The following is an 18,465-nucleotide window of genomic DNA, read 5'->3' on the forward strand; positions in this document are numbered from 1 at the left end:
CGCGCTACGGGAGTACGAGCGGTTCTACAACCGGCACCGCGCCCATCAGGCCCTGGAACAAGCAGCCCCGCTACGCGCCGTTCCGGATCCGATCACGGATCCGATGCGAATCGCCAAGCTGAGCGTCCGTAGACGGGACCGGCTCGGCGGAGTCCTCCACGAATACTCACATGCCGCTTGACCTGTACGGATGTAATTTTCGGCTGGTGCAATGTCGTGGTGCCGATGGAAGGCCGGATCGAACGCCACAAGGTACTCGGAGGAGTGATCAACGAATACCGCCGAGCCGCATAGCCCGGCCGGAGAAACCCCAGCTCAAACCACACGCGCGAGTTTTGACGCCCTACAGGCCATACCATCCCAACGATCCCAAGATCAGAAAGCAACACCTTATTTCTTGACGGCTCCACAAGATCCGCAATGTCCGTGACAAGCTGCCGCAGAAGCTGCGGGCCGCAACCGAAAAGCGCATGCGCGCGGCCTATCACGCGGAGACGGTGCTGGAGGCCCAGGCGGCGCTGTCGGTGCTGGTGGCCGAGTTGGAGGTGAGGTATCCCGGAGCGGCGGCCTCGCTGCGCGAGGGCCTGGAGGAGACGCTGACCGTGCTGCGGCTGGGGGTGCCGCCGACGCTGGCGCGCACGTTGCGTTCGACCAACCCGATCTGGGGGTATCGGCGGGTGCATGGCGAGCTGGCTGTGCTCGGTATTGCGGTCGCTCCCTCCACCGTGTGGGAGATCCTCAAGCAGGAAGACCTTGATCCGGTACCTGAGCGGGCGTCCACTACCTGGGCTGACTTCCTGCGCTCGCAAGCCGAGACGCTGCTGGCCGACAACCTCATCGAGACCGTCACTCTCACCGGGCAGCGTCAGTACATCCTGGCCGTCACGAGCATGCCACCCGGCGCGTCTGGGTGTTGGGCACTACCGCCCATCCGATCGCTGTCTGGACCATCCAGGCGATGAAGAGCCTCGTGATGGACCTGGCAGAGGTTGGTTGTCAGGACCGCTATCTGATCCGCGACCGGGAGGGGAAGTTCCCCATCCTCATGGAGGAGATCCTGGCCGAGGCCAACATCCGGATCGTGCTCACCGGGATCCAGATACCGCGGATGAACGCGGTCATGGAGCGGTGGGTGCAGTCGTACCATCGCGAGCTGCTCGACCGTTGTCTGGTATGGAATGAATGCCACCTGTGTCATGCCCTACGTGAGTACGAGTGCTTCTACAACCGGCACCGCGTCCATCAAGCCCTGAACCAAGCGGCCCCGTCGCGCACTGTCCCGGCCCGATCATGGATCCGACGCGAATTGCTGAGCTGGGAGTACATAGACGGGACCGACTCGGCGGGGTCCTCCACGAGTATTCACATGCTGCTTGAACTGCATGGATGTAGTTTTCGACAGACGCAGAGCCGCCTCAGCGCCATATGTTTATTCCTGTCCCGGCAGCGTCCCTAGTGGTACGAATGATCTGTCGCGCTGCTGTGGGAGGGGGCGCACATGCACATTGTGCACGGGCTGATTCGCGCGCCGGGGGAAGCAGATTGGGGCGGTCACCGCGTCGACCTAGTCTACGGCGAGACCGTCGCCGTCAACAGAGGGTCGGAAGATCCACCGGAGAAGCTGACCGTGGCCAGGTCAGTGAGCGCCTTTCCCGCTACGGATGGCGCGTTCGAGATGGTTACCGCCGATCTGGCGAATATCGTGGCACCCATCGAGATCTCCGTTGCCGGGCCGGACGGTGCGGTCCTCGCCGGACGGGCGTTGTCGGTCAAGGAGCTGGAAGAGGACGTCGTAATCGACGCCGTCCCGCTGCGGCCACGCGTCATCAAGCCCAGTGACGTGCCCGCTCTCGGCCGCAGGCTGCGGTTATCGGGGCGGGTGTTCGACGAACTCGGCAGGAACGTGCCCGCCGGGCTCCCAGTGCTGATCTCCGGCGTCCCCAAGGGCCGTCAGGGTCTGGTGCCATTGATCGCGACGGAGACGCAACCGAGCGGCTACTTTGGCGCAGACTGGGCTCCTGATCTGCTGGACAACGCGCACGCGCAGGTGGCGGGTGGCCCGCCACTGACCGTGCGTCTGGCGGACGGACGGCTGCCGCTGAAGGTGATCCTGGTGACCCGGCTGTCCGACGAGGTGCTGGCCGAGGGGGCCTGCGATTGTGAGACCGCCCCGCCACTGGGAGCGGCGGCCGACGACGTGGCGGGCAATCCACAGGGGTTCTCCCAGGACCTGGGCGGCACGTGCCAGGACCTCACGACGCCGAACCGGGTGGTGGAGGAGTTCACCTACAACCTCGTCGTGCGTACCACAGAGCCGCAGATCAAGGGCACCACGCTGGCAGCGCGGCGGGTCGTGCCTCAGCAGGTACTGTCGGATCTGGCCAAAGTAACCATCCCGCCCCGCGGCGACCTGGCGCTGCCCCCGGGCGTGGCCCTGTCCGACGGAGACCAAGCGGACGGCCACGCGGACAATCCGGCAGACGACCCGCCCCGCCGTATAGCGCCGATGGTGGACGCCGTCACCGTACGCGAGCTGCTGCGTCGTCCCACCGCCCTGACCACCGACGTCGTCCGGCTCACCGTACTCAACAAGGAACTGCGCCACGTCATGGACGTCGTGGACGTGGCCCGCAGGACGGCCGCCACCCGCGTGGCCCTCGATGCGGCCACCCCCGTGGACTGGGACGACACCCCCACCCTTTACCAGGCGACCACCGTGGCTCACGGCCACGTGCTGAACTTCCGCCAGGTGTGGCGGGCCGACGGCTACTCGCTGGGCGATCTGCTGCACTCGGTACCGCTCGCGCCGGGCCAGCAGCGCCGCCTGGCCGTGCTCGACTGGGAGCGCCGCGAGGAGACCCGCCGGGCCGAGACGCTGGAGTTCGAGGAGGAACTCGACGCGGTGCTCTCCCGTGACCGGGATATCTCCGAGATCGCAGGGTCTCGGCTGGCCGAGGAGTCGGCCGGCGGATCGAGAGCCTCTCAGTGGGGCGTGGCTGGTGGCATCGGCGGCGGCTTCATCGGTAACGGATGGGGCATTTTCGGCGGCGTCGCCGGAGGCGCGGGCGGTGCGAGCGCCGACGCCTGGCAGGCATCCTCGCGCACGCTCAGCGCGAGCACGTTGCAGGCACTACGCGACCGCACCTCGCAGCGTGCCTCGGCGGTGCGCGACCAGCGTTCGACCGTGGTCAAGACCGTCGCGCAGAGCGAGGGCGTACGAGCCGACACCGAGTTCGTGGCCAACTTCAACCACTGCCACGCGATCACCGTCCAGCACTTCGAGGTACTGCGCCACTTCTTGGTGGACCACGAGCTGGCCGATGTGCGCGAATGCCTGTTCGTGCCGATGCCGATCACGTTGTTCGACCCGGACAAGGCACGGCGCTGGCGTGAGTCGCTCCAGAGGCACCTGCGCGACCGGTCGCTGCGGCCCGCCTTCGACGCGGTGGAGCGGGTGCTGGACCACTGGCAGGGCTACGACCTGCCGGAGCACCGTTTCTCGGAGGAGGCGCCGGAGGAGCTGCGCGGCGAGCTGCGTGTGTCGTTCGTCCTGCCGCGCCCGCGTGACGCCGCCGACGGCGGCTTCCAGCTGGAGCACTGGCGGCCGCTCCGTCCACTGCTCTTCTCGGACGCGCTGGAGTTGTGGACCGCCCGACTCAACGGCCGTGTCCAAGGCGAACGCGACCGGATCTTCCGCACGGAGATCGCGCCGCAGCTGGCCGAGCGGCTCGTGCAGCGCCTGCGCTTCGGTTACGTCACCCGCTCGGGCACCGAGGTACCGCTCCCGCTCGACGCAACCCTCGTCTCGCGCTATGCCGAAGGCATTCCGCTGTACGTCAGCCTGCGCCCGTCGGGCCCGCTGCCGCCGATCGCGCGCGAGGAGATCGCCCGCTTCACGATTTCCTACCCCGAGGGCGACCTGCCGCCGGACGCCCAGGTGATCGTGACCGGCGGGCGGGTGCTGTACCACAGCCCGCACATGGACCATCTGCTGTTTGACCGGCCGCGCCTGCTCAACGACCTGGGCGGAGCCGATCGCGTCGTGGTTCCCACCCCGGTCACCAGACAGGAGCTGCGCAACCCGCGCGCCCAGGACCGTCACCTGGCCGAGCGCCTGGTCGCTCACCTCAATGAGCACATCGAGTGGTACCACCAGGCCATCTGGGCCAACATGAACGCCGCCCGCCGCTACATGCTGCTCGACGGCGTGATCGCCCCCAACTCCGGTGGCCGCAGCGTCGCCGGGGTCGTGGAGAACCGGCTGATCGGCATTTCCGGCAACTGCCTGATCCTGCCCGTCGCGCCCGGCATCCACCTCGACCCGACGCTCGTCCGCGACGACAAGCGCATCGGCCTCCGCAACGCCTACGCCGCCGACGCACCGCCACCGCTGCGCGTCAGCGTTCCCACTCGCGGGGTGTACGCCGAGGCCGTCGCCGGAAAGTGCAACTCCTGTGAAGTGCCCGACGACACGCGGTTCTGGCGGTGGGGGGAATCGCCGCTGCCGGAGACACTGACCCCTATCGAGCCGGTGTCAACGGTCAGCCGCGCCGTGCCGCAGGAGGCGCTGACACCGTCACCACTGCCGCAACCGCTGGTCTCCATCCAGAACGCGCCCGAGTTGCCCGACCCGATCGGACTGCAGGACGCGCTGAAGATCCTGGCCCAGGGCAACCTGTTCAAGGACATCACCGGGCTCACTCAGACGCAGAAGAACGCGCTGGCCGCGTTCAAGGGCGCGCTGGACACCGCGCAGTTCTTCGGCCAGCAGGCCGCCGACTTGGCCAAACAGCAGAACCTCGGCCGTACGGTGGACCGCACGCTGTCGCAGATCGAAAAGGCCCGTGCCGACGGGCTGCTCAGTCCCGAGCAGGCGCAGTCGCTGGCGGTCTCGGCGCTGCGATCCCTGGTAGGGCAGCCGCGGCAGGCCGACCAGCCGCCGGCCGACGATCCGGCCGTGAAGAAAGTGATCGACGCGGCGGCCCAGTCCGATCAGGCCCAGGTCGCGGTGCGCACGCCGGAGGAGACGGTGGAGGCTGCCTTCGCAGGCGTCGTCGGCGCCGCGGGCGCGCTGACGCCGCGGAGCGAGACGCGGGCCGAGTTCGTGCGCTTGCCCATCCAGTTTGACGATCTCGCTGGCGGCGGCACGACCAGATTCATGCTGATCAGGCCGCCGACCCGCGCCACGGCCGCCGTGAGGGGGCTTCAGGAGTCCCTGGGACAGAGGCAAGTCGGGCAGTACGGCAAGGCGTTCTTCGACGCGGGCCTGCTGGTCCCCGACCCCGCCGCGGCGGGGCAGTTCCAGGCCAGGATGCGGCTGCGGATCACGTGGCCGGCCAGCGGCGGCGGCGCGGTGGCCGGAGGCGGGCGGCTGCCGGTCGTCGTGCTGCTGCACGGCCAGCACAAGGCATGGAATGTGAAGTGGAAGACCACGCCGACCGGGACCGTCGGCGGTGTCGACATCTTCGACGCTGACCGCGTGGACGAGGTGCCGAACTTCCAAGGGTACGCCTACCTGCAGGACGTCCTAGCCCGGCTGGGCATCGTGTCAGTGTCGGTGGACACCAACTACGCCAACGTGTTCGGCTCGCTCGTGGAGACGCGGGCTGACATGGCGATCGAGGCGCTGCACGCAATGCGCAGGTTCGATCTCGACCCGGCCTCCCGTTTCCACGGGCGGCTGGACTTCGACCGGGTGGGCCTGTTCGGGCACTCGCGGGGCGGCGACGCCGTCGTACGGGCGGTCAAGAAGAACCTGGCCACGGCCGGATCTCCGTACAAGATCGTGGCGGTGTGCTCGCTGGCACCGACCGACTACACCGGCACCGCGCGCCCGCCGACCGGCGGGGAGATCGGGCGGCAGGACCTCGCAGCCGGCGACCTGGACTTCTACCTGGTCCTGCACGGCGCGCAGGACGGCGACGTGTGCGGCCTGGGCGGCGCGCCCGACCCCGTCGGCACCGGCTTCCGCCACTACGACCGGGCCCGCTGCCGGAAGGCCCTGGTCTTCCTGGACGGCTGCAACCACAACAGGTTCAACACGACGTGGCCGATGACTGACCCGTTCCGGGTTCCCGGAGAGGCTGTGCGCAGCGCGACCGAGCATCGGATGCTGGCCGGCGAGTACATCGGCGGCATGTTCGCCTGGCAGCTGACCGGCCATACCGAGTTCGCCCTGCTCTTCACCGGCCAGCGGGCCAACGAACGCGGCGTGCCGGCCTCGATCGTGTGGGCGTTCGGCACGCAGATGTCCCTGCTGGATGGTTTCGAGGGCGCCGCCCCCGCCGGCACCACCCGTACGGTTGGCGCATCGGCGGAGGTCAAGCCGTTCGGCGACGTCTCGATCGGTGGCGCTGCCATCGCATCGCGCACCGCGCACCAGACCCGTGTGCTGCACGCCGACGTGACGGGCGGCGCGGGCAAGTGCTTGGAGCTGGCGTTCGGCGCGCCGAAGGACCTGAGCGGGTTCTCCGACCTCTCGATCGCGCTGACCGCGGACTTCAACATCACCACCAAGACCGCGATCGCAGGAAGCCCGCTGCCCGACCTGAAGATCACGCTGGTGGACGACGCGGGCAAGAGCGCCACCGTCACGCGCGCGGCCTTCCGGCCGGGTTCGGTTCCGGGGCGGCCCGCGTTCCACATGGTGGACGTAGGTAGGGGCCCGCAGAACGCGACACTGCTGCACCTGGAGACGGCAGGCATCGCATTCAGCGCGTTCGCCGGGGTCGATCTCGCCAAGGTGCGCAAAGTGATCCTGGACACCGTCGCGGGCACCGCCCCGCATGTGTTCGTGGACGACATCCGCGTCAGCAAAGTGTGAGGGGGAGCCATGGAGCCGCTGCTCGCGACCTCGGCGCTGTTCCTCCGGGTCCCGGACGGAGTATTCCCGCAGTGGCGGGTGCGCCTGCTCGTGTCCGGCTCGGGTTTTCTCGATATCGGTACGAACCTGCGCGCCAAGGTCGGCGATCAGGAGGTCGAGGCCGTCATGGTGGATTCAGGGGGAGCTGGTTTCACCGGATTCCTGCCGGCCGAGCCCCCGGAGGGAGCCCGGCTGTCGGTGGGCTACGGAAGGCCGCTCGTCGCCACCGGTGTGACGTACCACGGTCCGCTGCACGATCCGATCCCGCTGGTGGAGGAAGGGCCGGTCGCGTAACGGCCGTTGGGGGAGATGGCGATGACATCGCTAACAGGGCGCCTGATCGCACCACCACCCGCGGACTTCACGGGGTGGCGGGTGAGTGCCGACTTCGAGGTGGCCATCGGCCCGGAGCCGGTGCTCATCCCGGCGCACCGCTCGGCCGGCGTGTCGCCGGACGGAGCGTTCACACTGCAGCTGCCGCCGGGGTTCCGCGAGCCGGTCGCGCTGGCGGCCGTAACGCCGAGCGGATTCGTGGCGGCGCGCGTGCGGCTGCGCGGTCCGGACGTGACGCAACCGGTGGAACTACAGGTCGCCGCCGCGCCACCGGCGCCGATCGAGGAGTCGGAGGATCCCGCGCTCGGGCGCAGGTTGCGCTACTCCGGGCGGGTCATGGACACGCGCGGTGTCGGGGCCGCTGCGGAGCTGCTCGTCGTGGTGTGGGGGGTACCGCAGGGCGGAGGCGATCCGTATCCGCTGTCGGTGACGCGCACGGCGGCCGACGGCTATTTCTCCGATCTGTGGCCAGCCGACCTGCTCGACAGCGCGTACGGCGTGGTGCAGGGCGGCGCGCACACGCCGATTCCGCTGCGCGAGGGGCGGCTACCGGAGAGCATTCTGCTCGTACTGCCCGAGCTGCCTGTGCCCGCCCCCGTTGACACCACCGACGACTGCGTCTGCATGCCCGCGCCGCCACGCGTGCCGGACGCGATCGACCTGGCGCGCAACCCGGCCAGTTACGCCTCCGACCCCGGCGGGTGCGCGAACTTCACCGTGCCCAACCGCACCGTCGAGGAGGTCACCTTCCACACGGTCGTGCGCACCAGCGAGCCGGAGGTGAAGGGCGTGCCCGCGCCCGACCCGGTGGAGCTGTCCAAGCCCTTGGCGGACTACGTCGCCACGCTGGTCGTCGAGCGCGAGCGCCGCGGCGAACCACCTGGCCCCGGCGAGGCCGTCGGGACTGTCAACGCCGCCGCGGCCGAGCTGGTGTCGGCCAGGCTGGCCGCCGAGGACGGGCCCGCGTTCCGGCTCGATCCGGCCGTGCTGACCGCGATCGCCCGCCATCCCGACCGGCTGCGTCCGCTCGATCTGATCCGGGCCGAACACCTCACGCTCAGGAAGCAGATCGGTGAGGCCGTGCTGCCGCTCACCCGGCCCGAGGCCGGGCGGGTGCTGCTCGACGGCGACCGCGAGATCGACTGGGACGACACGCCTACCACGTACCAAGCCACCACGATCGCGCACGGGCACCTGCTGACGCTCAAGCAAGTGTGGCGCGCCGACGGTTACTCGCTAGGCGACCTGCTGTACTCGTTGCCGCTCGCGCCCGGCCAACGCAAGCGTGTGGCGATGGTGGACTGGCGGCGCGAGGAGGTCGCCTCCAGGACCGCCGAGCGCAGGGAGAGCGAGACGCTCGGCGCCCAGCTCGTGCACGACCGCGACATCTCCCAGGTCATCGACACGGCTCTGCGCGAGAACAGCCGCGGCCACTCCGAGTCGACGGTCGGCGCGGTCGGCGGTGGCATCGCCGGGTTCATTGGCGCGGTCGTCTTCGGTGTCGGCGGCGGGTACGCTTCCAGCTCCTCCTCAGCCTGGCAGTCCTCGGCCCGCACTGTGTCGGCCACGTCGCTGAGCAACATGCGCGACCGGACCCTGCAGGCGGCCACCGCGGTGCGCAGCCAACGCTCCACCGTAGTGCAGGGCGCTCGCGAGGGCGAGTCGGTGCGCGCTCAGACCGAGGTGCTGGCCAACCATAACCATTGCCACGCCGTCACTGTCGAGTACTTCGAGGTACTGCGCCATTTCCAGGTCACTCATGAGGTTGCCGGGGTGCAGGAGTGCCTGTTCATCCCGCTGGAGATCACACCGTTCACGCCGGAGAAGGCGCTGCGTCACCGGCGTGTGCTGGAGGCCAGCCTGCGCCGGGCCGACCTGGCCGGGGCGTTCGCGGCGCTGGAACGGGTCGTCACCGGGTGGGCGGATGCTTCTGTGCCGACCAGGCGCAACGCCGACGAGCCGATTACCGACCTCGACGGCGAGGTATGGCTGGCCTTCAGCCTGCTGCGGCCACGCGACACCGCCGATGACGGATTCGACCCGGCCGACTGGGGCACGTACGTACCGTTCCTGCCCCAGACGCCCGGCGTACCGTCCGACAAACTGGCCGAGCACGTATGGCGCACATATCTGGGTGTGGCGAGGAAGGCCGACCGGGACCGGATCTGGAACGCCCGCATCGCGCCCCGAGTGGCCAGGCGGATCGCCGACACGCTCAAGCTCGACCTCATGACAGCCGACGGCACTCGCCATCGGGTCTCGATCGATCCCACGCTGGTGACAACCTTCGCGCAGGACCGGCCGCTCCTGGTCACGCTGCGGCTGGACCAGGCGCCGCCCGCGCTCACCAGGGCTGCGGTGACGCGGGTGCGGCTGTCGTTCGGCGCCGCCCTGCCGGGACTGGCCAGGGTGCTGGCCAACTCGGCCACGATGACCTACCGCACGCCGTTCGCCGGCTGGGCGCTGTTCTCCGACTGGCGGCTGGACAACGACCTGTCCGGCACCGACGACGTGATCATTCCCGCGCCGCTGGACACCTGGGAGAGGCGCAATCCGCGCCAGGAGGACGTCCGTCGCTCTTCCAGCCTGCTCGGCCACCTCAACGACCACGTCGAGCACTACCACCACGCCATCTGGTGGAACATGGACCCCGGCCGCCGCCACCTGCTGCTCGACGGCTACTTGGCGCCCAACACCGGCCGAAGTGTGGCCGGGGCGATCGAGAACCGGCTCATCACCATCGTTGGCAACTGCCTGGTCATGCCGGTGACGCCCGGGCTGCGTCTCGACCCCGGGTACAAGGCGAACGGCGTTTCACTGCTCGACGCATACGCCGCACCACCGACGCCGCCGATCCGGGTCAGCGTGCCCACACCGGGAGTGTTCGCCGAGGCGGTGCCGGGCGCGTGCAACTCATGCGAGGTCATCGATGACACACGGTTCTGGCGATGGGAAGAGGAGCTCATCCCGGGCGAGCCCGCTGACATCATGCCGCTGTCCACGGCGACCCGCCGCACCACGCCGCCCGGGGTAACGGCTGAGGACTTCCCGGCTCCTCTCGTACGGATGCAGGCCACGCCGCGTGCCCCCGACCCGACCGGCCTCGCGGCGGCGCTCAGTCTCATCGGCACGCCCAACCTGTTCCGTGACATCACCGGGCTCGATCTGACCCAGGCCAACGTGGCAGAGGCGTTCAAGAGCACGATGGATGCGGCCAAGGCGTTCGGCACTCAGGCCGCGGGCCTGGCGCAGCAGCGCTTCCAGGCCACTGAGAGCGAGCGCAACCTGGCGCGCATCAAACAGGCGCAGAAGAGCGGCCTGATCACTGACCAGCAGGCCGGTGAGCTGACCGCCGCCGCACTCGGCGGCGCCGCGGGTCAGCCCGCCGGGGGCACTCGGCCGACCGGCAACACGTCCGTTCAGCGGTTGCTGGAGCGTGCCGCGGACAGCTCGGACAGCCATGTCAAGATCACTCGGCCGAGTGGAGAGGTGGACGTGCGGACCGGTTCGCGGGCCGGTGGGAAGCTGGAGTTCGCCCTCTCTCCCGCGATCGCGCCGCTGCGTCAGACCAAGCCGCTCAACTGCTGGGCCGCGGTCGGTGCGATGATGCTGGGCTGGCGCGACCGCATCTCCATCAGCGAGGAGCGCGCCGCGGAGCGCGCCGCGCCTGAGTGGCTGACCAAGCAGCAGGCGGGTACCGGTCTACACCCGGGCGAGGTGACCGCCTACGCCGCGGTGCTCGGCCTGCGGGCTGAGGCACCACAGAGCTACCTGCCCAAGGGGATCTTCCTGCTGCTGGAGGCGCACGGGCCGCTGTGGGTGATCGGCGATATCGGGTACGAGAACGACCTGCTGGTTCACGCAATGATCGTCACTGGCATCCGTGGGGACGGCACGGCTGAGGGCACCCGGGTCACGATCGTCGACCCGGATACGGGAGCGGCGCGGGAGGAGACGTACACGAACTTTGCCCGTTCTATGGAGACGCAAGATGTCGTGGGCACCGGCCTGGGCATCTTCCACTGGTGACCGGATGTCATCTGCACGATTCCTCGAACGCGGATCCCCGCCCCGGGGGAGCCCCAACGTGCCGATGGACCTGGCCGCGCTTGACGCAGCAATGCCCTGCGGGATCATCTGGCACAGCCAAGCCTGCTGCTCGGCCGGTGCCGAGGGGCCCAGTAAGTACATGCGGCTCCTGGTCCCCGGCACCAGCGCCGCGCTCGTGGTCGAAGAAATGGCCAAGCTTGGGACTGTACAAACAACGGCCCTGTCTCACATTCGGTGGTGACGGAAAGTCGCGAAGATCGTTGACCTTCCTGTGAAGGATGTCAACGAGCTTGCGCAGCTAGTGTTCTCGGGTCTGTCCCCGCTGGTCATAGAGGATGTGGCCGCCGAGAGCGAGCAGGTCGTGGTGCGGGCGAGGACTCCGCAGCGGGACGCGCTCTGTCCGGCGTGCGGGGGATCGTCACGGCGGGTGCACGGCTATCAGCTGCGGACGGTGATGGATGTGCCGGTCGATGGGCGGCGGGTGGTGGTCCGCGTGCGGGTACGGCGTCTGAGGTGCCCGAAGCGAGGTTGCCGCCACACCTTCCGCGAGCAGGTGCCCGGGGTGCTGGAGCGCTATCAGCGCCGCACCGCCCGCCTGACCAAGCAGGTCCAGGCCGTGGTCCACGAGTTAGCGGGCCGGGCGGGATCGCGTTTGCTGGCGATACTCGCGGTGAGCCTGTCGCGGCACACGGCCCTGCGCACCCTCCTACGGATCCCGTTACCCGCCGGGCCGACACCCCGCGTGATCGGCGTCGACGACTTCGCCCTGCGTCGGCGCCATCGCTATGCCACCGTGGTGATCGACGCCGAGACCCACGAGCGGATCGACGTGCTGCCCGACCGGACCGCCGACACCCTGCAGGCATGGCTGCGTGATCATCCCGGCATCCAGATCGTCTGCCGCGACGGCTCCGCGACCTACGCCGAGGCCATCCACCGCGCTCTTCCCGACGCCGTGCAGGTCGCCGACCGATGGCACCTGTGGCACAACCTGTGCGAAGCCGCGCTCAGCGAGGTGAAGGCGCACAGCAGCTGCTGGGCCGGCGTCCTGGATGCACCCATCTACGACGGGCCCCGCGCGCAGACCACCTTGGAGCGCTGGCACCAGGTCCACGGCCTCCTCGATCAGGGCGTCGGTCTGCTCGAATGCGCCCGCCGCCTCCAGCTGGCCCTCAATACCGTCAAACGCTACGCCCGCGCCGACCGGCCCGAGCGGATGCTCCGCGTCCCCAAATACCGCGCCAGCCTCGTCGATCCCTACCGCGAACACCTGCGCAAGCGCCGAGCCGAGAACCCCGCCGTCCCCGTCAAGCACCTCTTCGAAGAGATCAAGGACCTCGGCTTCACCGGCTGCCTCAATCTCCTGCACAAGTACATCAACCAAGGCCGCGCGGACGCCGACCGCCCTCACATCTCCCCGCGCAGACTCGCCAGCATGATCCTCACCAGGCCCGACAACCTCAAAACCGAACATCACGACCTCCTGGCCCGGCTCACCGCCGCCTGCCCAGAAATGACTGAACTGGCCGTCAACATCAGGGACTTCGCCAAGCTACTCACACCTCGCCAAGGCAATGCCGACAGGCTCTCGGCCTGGATCGTCCAGGTCCGCGCAACCGGACTGCCTCATCTGCACGCCTTCACCCGGGGCCTGGACCGAGATCGCGCCGCCGTCATCGCCGCGCTCACCCTGCCCTACAGCAACGGCCCCACCGAGGGCGTCAACACCAAGACCAAGCGGATCGCCCGCCAGATGCATGGACGAGCAGGCTTCACCCTCCTTCGCCATCGCATCCTCCTCGGATAGCTGCACACTCCGTCACCACCGAATGTGAGACAGGGCCGTTCATTGGACAGACCCCCAAGCTTGGCTCGACGGTAGCTCCGGCGCCGCTGTGTCTACTCGGCCGTGCCAACCCAGTACGGGCTGTCGTCGGGCATGTGGAGCCCACCTTCGACTGGACACTCCGTGTCGCCGAGATTCGTCAGCCACTAGCCTCTCGACCTGGCCTACAGTGACTACTGCGCAACCGTCGACATGCTGCACACGCTCTATGCCACCACGGTCGATCTGCTGAACTCCGGTGACCTAAGCCAACGCGCCAGCCGACCAGGATTCGCCTGTCGGCCTTCGACCGGCAGAGCCGCGTACTGCTGGGCGACCCGACCGCCACGCTCTAGTCGGCGCCTCCGCTGGAATTGGCTCAGGACAGGAGCGCGGCCAAGAGGGAAGACGCGATCCTCAGAAGCGAATCCTAGGGATATCCCCGATATCTCCCCTGGGGCAAGGGGTTTGCAATGCATCTAACGTGGGCCGGGGATGCTTTAGGAGGGGGCCGTGCCGAGTCTGACGATCGCGCTGGAGGAAGGATTCTCTGGTGAACAGGTGAGGATCCTGCTGGACGGCGAGGTCGTGTTCGACCAGGCAGATGTGCGGACACGGATGCAGCTCGGTATGGCGAGGATGTTGACGGTTGAGGTGTCACCCGGCACGCACCGCATCCAAGTGCAGGTCACGCCCCAGGGCGAGCCGGTGGAGATGGAGATCGATCCGGCCACAGCCCCAGTGGTGCGCGTGTCACGGGACGTCGGCGGGTTGTCGATCAGTGCCAGTGACGCGCCGCCCCGTTATCTCTGACCACCCTTCCGAGAAGGTCCCACTTCGCGAAGAGTCGAGGAGGGGAAGCGGCCGTGGCGAGTAAACACCCAGCGAAGAGCGCGTCGACGCAGCAAGAGGGCACACCGAAGGAGGAGGTGGTGGTGCGTGTGGCGGATCTCGCCGAGTTCGCGGAGGAGGCGTCGGCCATACCGCTCCCGCCGATCCGGCGCAGCGGCGTCTACATCCGCAAGGGCCTGGCCTCGCAGCAGTCGCCGCTGGACCGGAACTTCCCGGAGCCGTCGCAGGCTGACGGTTTTTCGGAGTCGGAGACCCAGAGCGTTCCACAAGCCGAAATGCAGGTGGAGGCCGCACAGGCGATCCCGCCACTGATCCAGATCGAGGAGCTGCGGGTCGATGTGGACGGGCTGGTCCCGACCATGACCGTCAGCGGCACGATCTTCAAGCTGTTCGCCGGACGGCTCACCTGGATCGCCCGAGTCATCCGCAACCCCGTCACCCAGACCTACGACGGCACGATCACCTACCGGGACGGGGATTCGTCGCTGCTTCCGCAGACCCGGGTGTCAGTGCGTCTGCTCGGCGTACTGCCCACCGGTCGCGTTGCGCAGGCCCGCTTCAGCGGCGGCGGCATGCCGAGCGTCACCCGGACCTACGTCTACCGCGACTCCCATTTCCGTACGGTCGGCATCGAGTTCGACTACGCCAGCGACGCCTCGCTCGTCACGTCGTATGCACTGCACTCCCATTCCAACAAGCCAGTCGACCTGCCAAATATCACGCTGACCATCGAGAGCGCCTACAGCCGTCAGGGTATCCGCATGACCAACACCGGCGACGGCAACAACGAGATCCCCATCGACGAGGCCATGAGCGACGCGCTGTGGTCCGACCTCGAGATGCACGACGCGATGCAAAAGCACTGGTCGAAGTGGGCCGACGCACCGCAGTGGCAGGTCTGGACGCTCTTCGCCGGCCGGCACGAGATGGGACCCGGCCTCGGCGGCATCATGTTCGACGACATCGGCACCGCCCAGCGGCAGGGCTGCGCCGTCTTCATGAACTCCTTCATCTCCGATCCTCCTCCCGGCGACCTGAACGCGCCCGCCGCCATCCGCCGGATGCAGTTCTGGACAGCCCTCCACGAGATCGGACATACCTTCAACCTCGCTCATTCCTGGCAGAAGTCACTGGGCACGCCCTGGATTCCCGCGCTCGCCAACGAGCCGGAGGCCCGCAGCCTGATGAACTACCCGTTCCGCGTGGCGGGCGGCCCCCAGGCGTTCTTCTCGGACTTCTACTACCTGCTCAGCGAAGAAGAACTGGTCTTTCTGCGGCACGCGCCGTCCAGGTTCGTCCAGCACGGCAACGCGCCCTGGTTCGACCACCACGGCTTCGAGCAGGCGCGGGCCCGCTCGGAGGGGGCGCTGCGGCTGTCGCTCAGGGTCAACCGTGACAACGCCCGATACGAGATGCTGGAACCTGTCACCGCCGAGCTCAAGCTCAAGAACGTCTCTACCCTGCCCGTAGTCGTCGACTGGAACATCCTGCGCAGCGACCAGCTCGGCGTGGTGGTGCTCCGCGAGGGTCGCGAAGCCCGGCAGTGGGTCCCGTACGCGCAGACCTGTACCGCGCCGCAGCCCCACGTCCTGCAGCCCGGGGAATCGCTGTACGCACCGATCTTCCTGTCCGCGGGCCAGACCGGCTGGCTGATCGACGAGCCGGGACTCTACCTGGCGTACGCCGCCGTCCAGACCGAGAACGGTGGCGCGCTGTCGGCCCCACTGTCGCTCAGGATCGACAGGCCGGCCTCACGCGAGCACGAGCGGATGGCCGACAACGTACTCACCGACCTGATGGGGCGTGTCCTCGCCTTCGGCGGTAGCCGGCACCTGACCGGGGAGATGGACCTACTCAACCGGCTCATCGAGGAACAGCCGGACCGGGCGGTGACCAGGGTCGCCGCGACATGCCTGGCCCGGGTGGCCGCGGTCCCCGGCAGGCGGCTGGAGGGAGAAGGCGCCGAGCGTAGGTTCATCGCGACGACTCCCCAGCCTGAGGTGGCCGAGCAGATGCTCACCGTTGCATACGACGACATGAACGCCGCCGCCGAGACTCTCGGGCACATCCGCCTCACCCAGGAGGTGACACGCGTGGCCAGGGCTCTGGTCAGGCAAGGTGACGATCAGCATGGCAGTCGCCTGACCACCGACCTGGCCAACACACTGGAGCAGCGTGCGGTGCTCGGCTCGGTCGTGGCTACGGTGCGCAACACCGTCGAGGAGGCCAAGAAGGACCGCAAGGAGTCGCCCCGCTGAGCCCGGTCTGCACCCGGTGACCGCCACCGGGTGCAGACCGCCTCCATCGAACCCGGGATAGACTAGCGACTCCACCAAACCAAGAACACATCACGACGCTGGTTGTACGGTTCACCCAAAACTCAGGGGAAATCCCCTGGCCATCCTCCGAAGCAGGCCACTGCGCCCCGTATCTACCGTCGGGTCGTACATTTCGTCGTCGACCTAGCACACACCGTCGATGGCGTATGCGGTTCCATATTCCGCGATGGTTCGGCCGCCCTTTGAGGGTTTCGTAGGCTGGATGGAACTCCTGCGTCTCCTGGAGCCTGCCCCGGACCAGGCGGATCCAGCTGATCGTCTCGACCAGGACAGGTGATCACCATGGTGCAGTCGGTGCAGTCGGTGCAGTCGGTGCAGTCGGTGCAGTCGGTGCAGTGGGCGCAGGCCGCGGCAACAGTCTTCGTCGGTCTTGTCGGGTTGTGGTTCGCCAACAACTACCGCCGCCAGCTCCGGCTCAAGCTCTCCGACCGCCGGCTGCAGGCCTATGCCCGGCTCTGGGCACTCACCAAGGTGGCAGCGCCAATGCGCAACAACCGCCCCTTCCCCTTGGAGGAGCGGCATGACCTCTTCAACGCCATGACGGAGTGGTACTTCGAGGCGGGCGACGGCATGCTGCTCCCACCCCGCACGCGCGAACTGTACCTGCACGTCAAGAAGAACCTCACCTGCGGCATCAGCGAAATCCAGCCCGGGTCGCTCATGAACTTGTTGCAGAACGACTCAATTCCCCAAGGCGCCATTGACAAACGGGCATGCATCAGCATCCGGCAGCTGTCGATGCTGCGGACCCAGCTCAAGGCCGACTTGGCCATCTACGGCGTGCACTTCGCCGGGATGCTGCTCGACGACGAAAAGGATCTGCTCCGGCTGGCGCGGATATCACGGCTACGGCGGCCTTGGCGGTCGAAGCGGCAAGACCGCCCTACCTCCAAACGCCGGGACTGTCCATGCCAGACATGCGTTCCGAACTGAGATGATCAGGATGTGGAGGGCGACTCAATGCCCGTTTCCCAGCAACACATCACCCGCAGCACGCCAATGGGGGCGAACCTGGTCGCCGACGGCGCCACCTTCCGGGTCTGGGCACCCGGAGCCGAGCACGTGCATGTGGCGCTCGGCGGCATCGCCGACTACTGGCCCACCGCGAACGATGAACTGGTCAAGGACGTCACCACCGGTCACTGGACCGGCTATTTCCCCGGTGTCGTGGACGGGACCAAGTACCGATTCTTCATCCAGGGACCGGGAGGATCAGGGTTCAAAAGAGACCCTTGGGCTCGTGAGCTGGAACTGCACGGCTACCCCGACTGCGACGGCATCGTCCGGGCCCGCGACTCCTACCCCTGGCATGACGAGGATTTCCAGACGCCCGCGTTCAACGAGCTGATCGTCTACCAATTCCACATCGGTGTTTTCCACGCGCGCGACCATCGGGGACGCGACATCCGTCCCTACCGCGTCGCCAAGCTGCTGGACGCACTGGATCGCATCGAGTATCTGGCCGACCTGGGAGTCAACGCTGTTCAACCCCTTCCCTTCGTGGAGTTTCAGGGCGAATGGAGTCTCGGCTATAACGGCACAGACCTGTTCTCCCCTGAAATGGACTACTGCGTCGCCCCCGAGAACCTGGGCCCCTACCTGGACCGGGTCAACGCTCTCCTCAAGGCCAAGGGCTGCCCGCCGCTGGAGCCGCGCCAACTCAGCGGGCAGGTCAACCAGCTCAAAGCCTTCGTCGATGTCTGTCACCTGTACGGCATCGCCGTCCTGGCCGACGTCGTCTACAACCACGCCGGCGGTGGCTTCGATCCGCAGAGCATCGACCATTTCGACTTCCCCGCCCACCCGCATGCGGGCAACAGCCTCTACTTCTCCGGCGATGGATGGGCCGGCGGACGGGTTTTCGCCTTCCACCGGCCACCGGTGCGGGACTTCCTCATCGAGAACGCCAAGATGTTCCTGACGGAATACCACGCCGACGGCCTGCGCTTCGATGAGGTCTCCGTCATCGATGCCAAAGGCGGCTGGTTCTTCTGCCAGAACCTGACCCAGACCCTGCGCCACCACAAACCCACCGCCGTCCTGATCGCCGAATACTGGGGAGAACACCGGTGGCTGGCGGTATGGCGGCCCCCGCAGGGCATGGGGTTCGACGTCGGCTACTCCGATCAACTACGGCATGGCGTCCGCGACGCGCTAGGCCGTGTTTCTTGGATCGAGGGTTGATCTGACCTTCGATCCGGTTT

Annotated in this window: 10 protein-coding genes and 1 pseudogene; all 11 read left to right on the forward strand. The window is 67.8% G+C overall.

Annotated elements, in window-relative coordinates:
- The coding region (locus tag Psi01_RS41675) for a hypothetical protein (protein ID WP_204069734.1) at positions 1-181 on the forward strand (181 nt) is incomplete at its 5' end.
- Between the two features lie 220 nt (positions 182-401).
- A pseudogene (locus tag Psi01_RS41680) lies at positions 402-662 on the forward strand (transposase); the annotation flags it as partial.
- A 296-nt stretch (positions 663-958) separates the two neighbouring features.
- Positions 959-1,456, forward strand: a complete 498-nt coding sequence (locus Psi01_RS41685) for an integrase core domain-containing protein (protein ID WP_204069735.1) — start codon at positions 959-961, stop codon at positions 1,454-1,456.
- Between the two features lie 42 nt (positions 1,457-1,498).
- Positions 1,499-6,823 carry a hypothetical protein gene (locus Psi01_RS41690; protein ID WP_204069736.1) on the forward strand — a complete coding sequence of 1,775 codons (5,325 nt, stop codon included), beginning with the start codon at positions 1,499-1,501 and terminating at the stop codon, positions 6,821-6,823.
- A gap of 9 nt (positions 6,824-6,832) precedes the next feature.
- Positions 6,833-7,156, forward strand: a complete 324-nt coding sequence (locus Psi01_RS41695; RefSeq protein WP_204069737.1) for a hypothetical protein — start codon at positions 6,833-6,835, stop codon at positions 7,154-7,156.
- Positions 7,157-7,237: 81 nt separating this feature from the next.
- On the forward strand, positions 7,238-11,224 hold the full coding sequence (locus Psi01_RS41700) for a papain-like cysteine protease family protein (protein ID WP_204069738.1): 3,987 nt from the start codon (positions 7,238-7,240) through the stop codon (positions 11,222-11,224).
- Between the two features lie 292 nt (positions 11,225-11,516).
- Positions 11,517-13,052, forward strand: coding sequence for an ISL3 family transposase (locus Psi01_RS41705; RefSeq protein WP_444980736.1), 1,536 nt, complete (start codon positions 11,517-11,519; stop codon positions 13,050-13,052).
- Positions 13,053-13,583: 531 nt separating this feature from the next.
- The gene (locus tag Psi01_RS41710) at positions 13,584-13,883 is read left to right on the forward strand and encodes a hypothetical protein (RefSeq protein WP_204069739.1); all 300 of its coding nucleotides are present in this window, start codon (positions 13,584-13,586) and stop codon (positions 13,881-13,883) included.
- A gap of 53 nt (positions 13,884-13,936) precedes the next feature.
- Positions 13,937-16,180 carry a zinc metalloprotease gene (locus Psi01_RS41715; RefSeq protein ID WP_204069740.1) on the forward strand — a complete coding sequence of 748 codons (2,244 nt, stop codon included), beginning with the start codon at positions 13,937-13,939 and terminating at the stop codon, positions 16,178-16,180.
- A gap of 354 nt (positions 16,181-16,534) precedes the next feature.
- Complete coding sequence (locus Psi01_RS41720) at positions 16,535-17,194, forward strand: hypothetical protein (protein ID WP_204069741.1); 660 nt, start codon at positions 16,535-16,537, stop codon at positions 17,192-17,194.
- Between the two features lie 27 nt (positions 17,195-17,221).
- Positions 17,222-18,445 carry a hypothetical protein gene (locus tag Psi01_RS41725; RefSeq protein ID WP_204069742.1) on the forward strand — a complete coding sequence of 408 codons (1,224 nt, stop codon included), beginning with the start codon at positions 17,222-17,224 and terminating at the stop codon, positions 18,443-18,445.
- The last annotated feature ends 20 nt before the right edge of the window (positions 18,446-18,465 follow it).

It is taken from the genome of Paraplanobispora siamensis (genome assembly GCF_016863175.1).
Lineage (GTDB): Bacteria > Actinomycetota > Actinomycetes > Streptosporangiales > Streptosporangiaceae > Planobispora > Planobispora siamensis.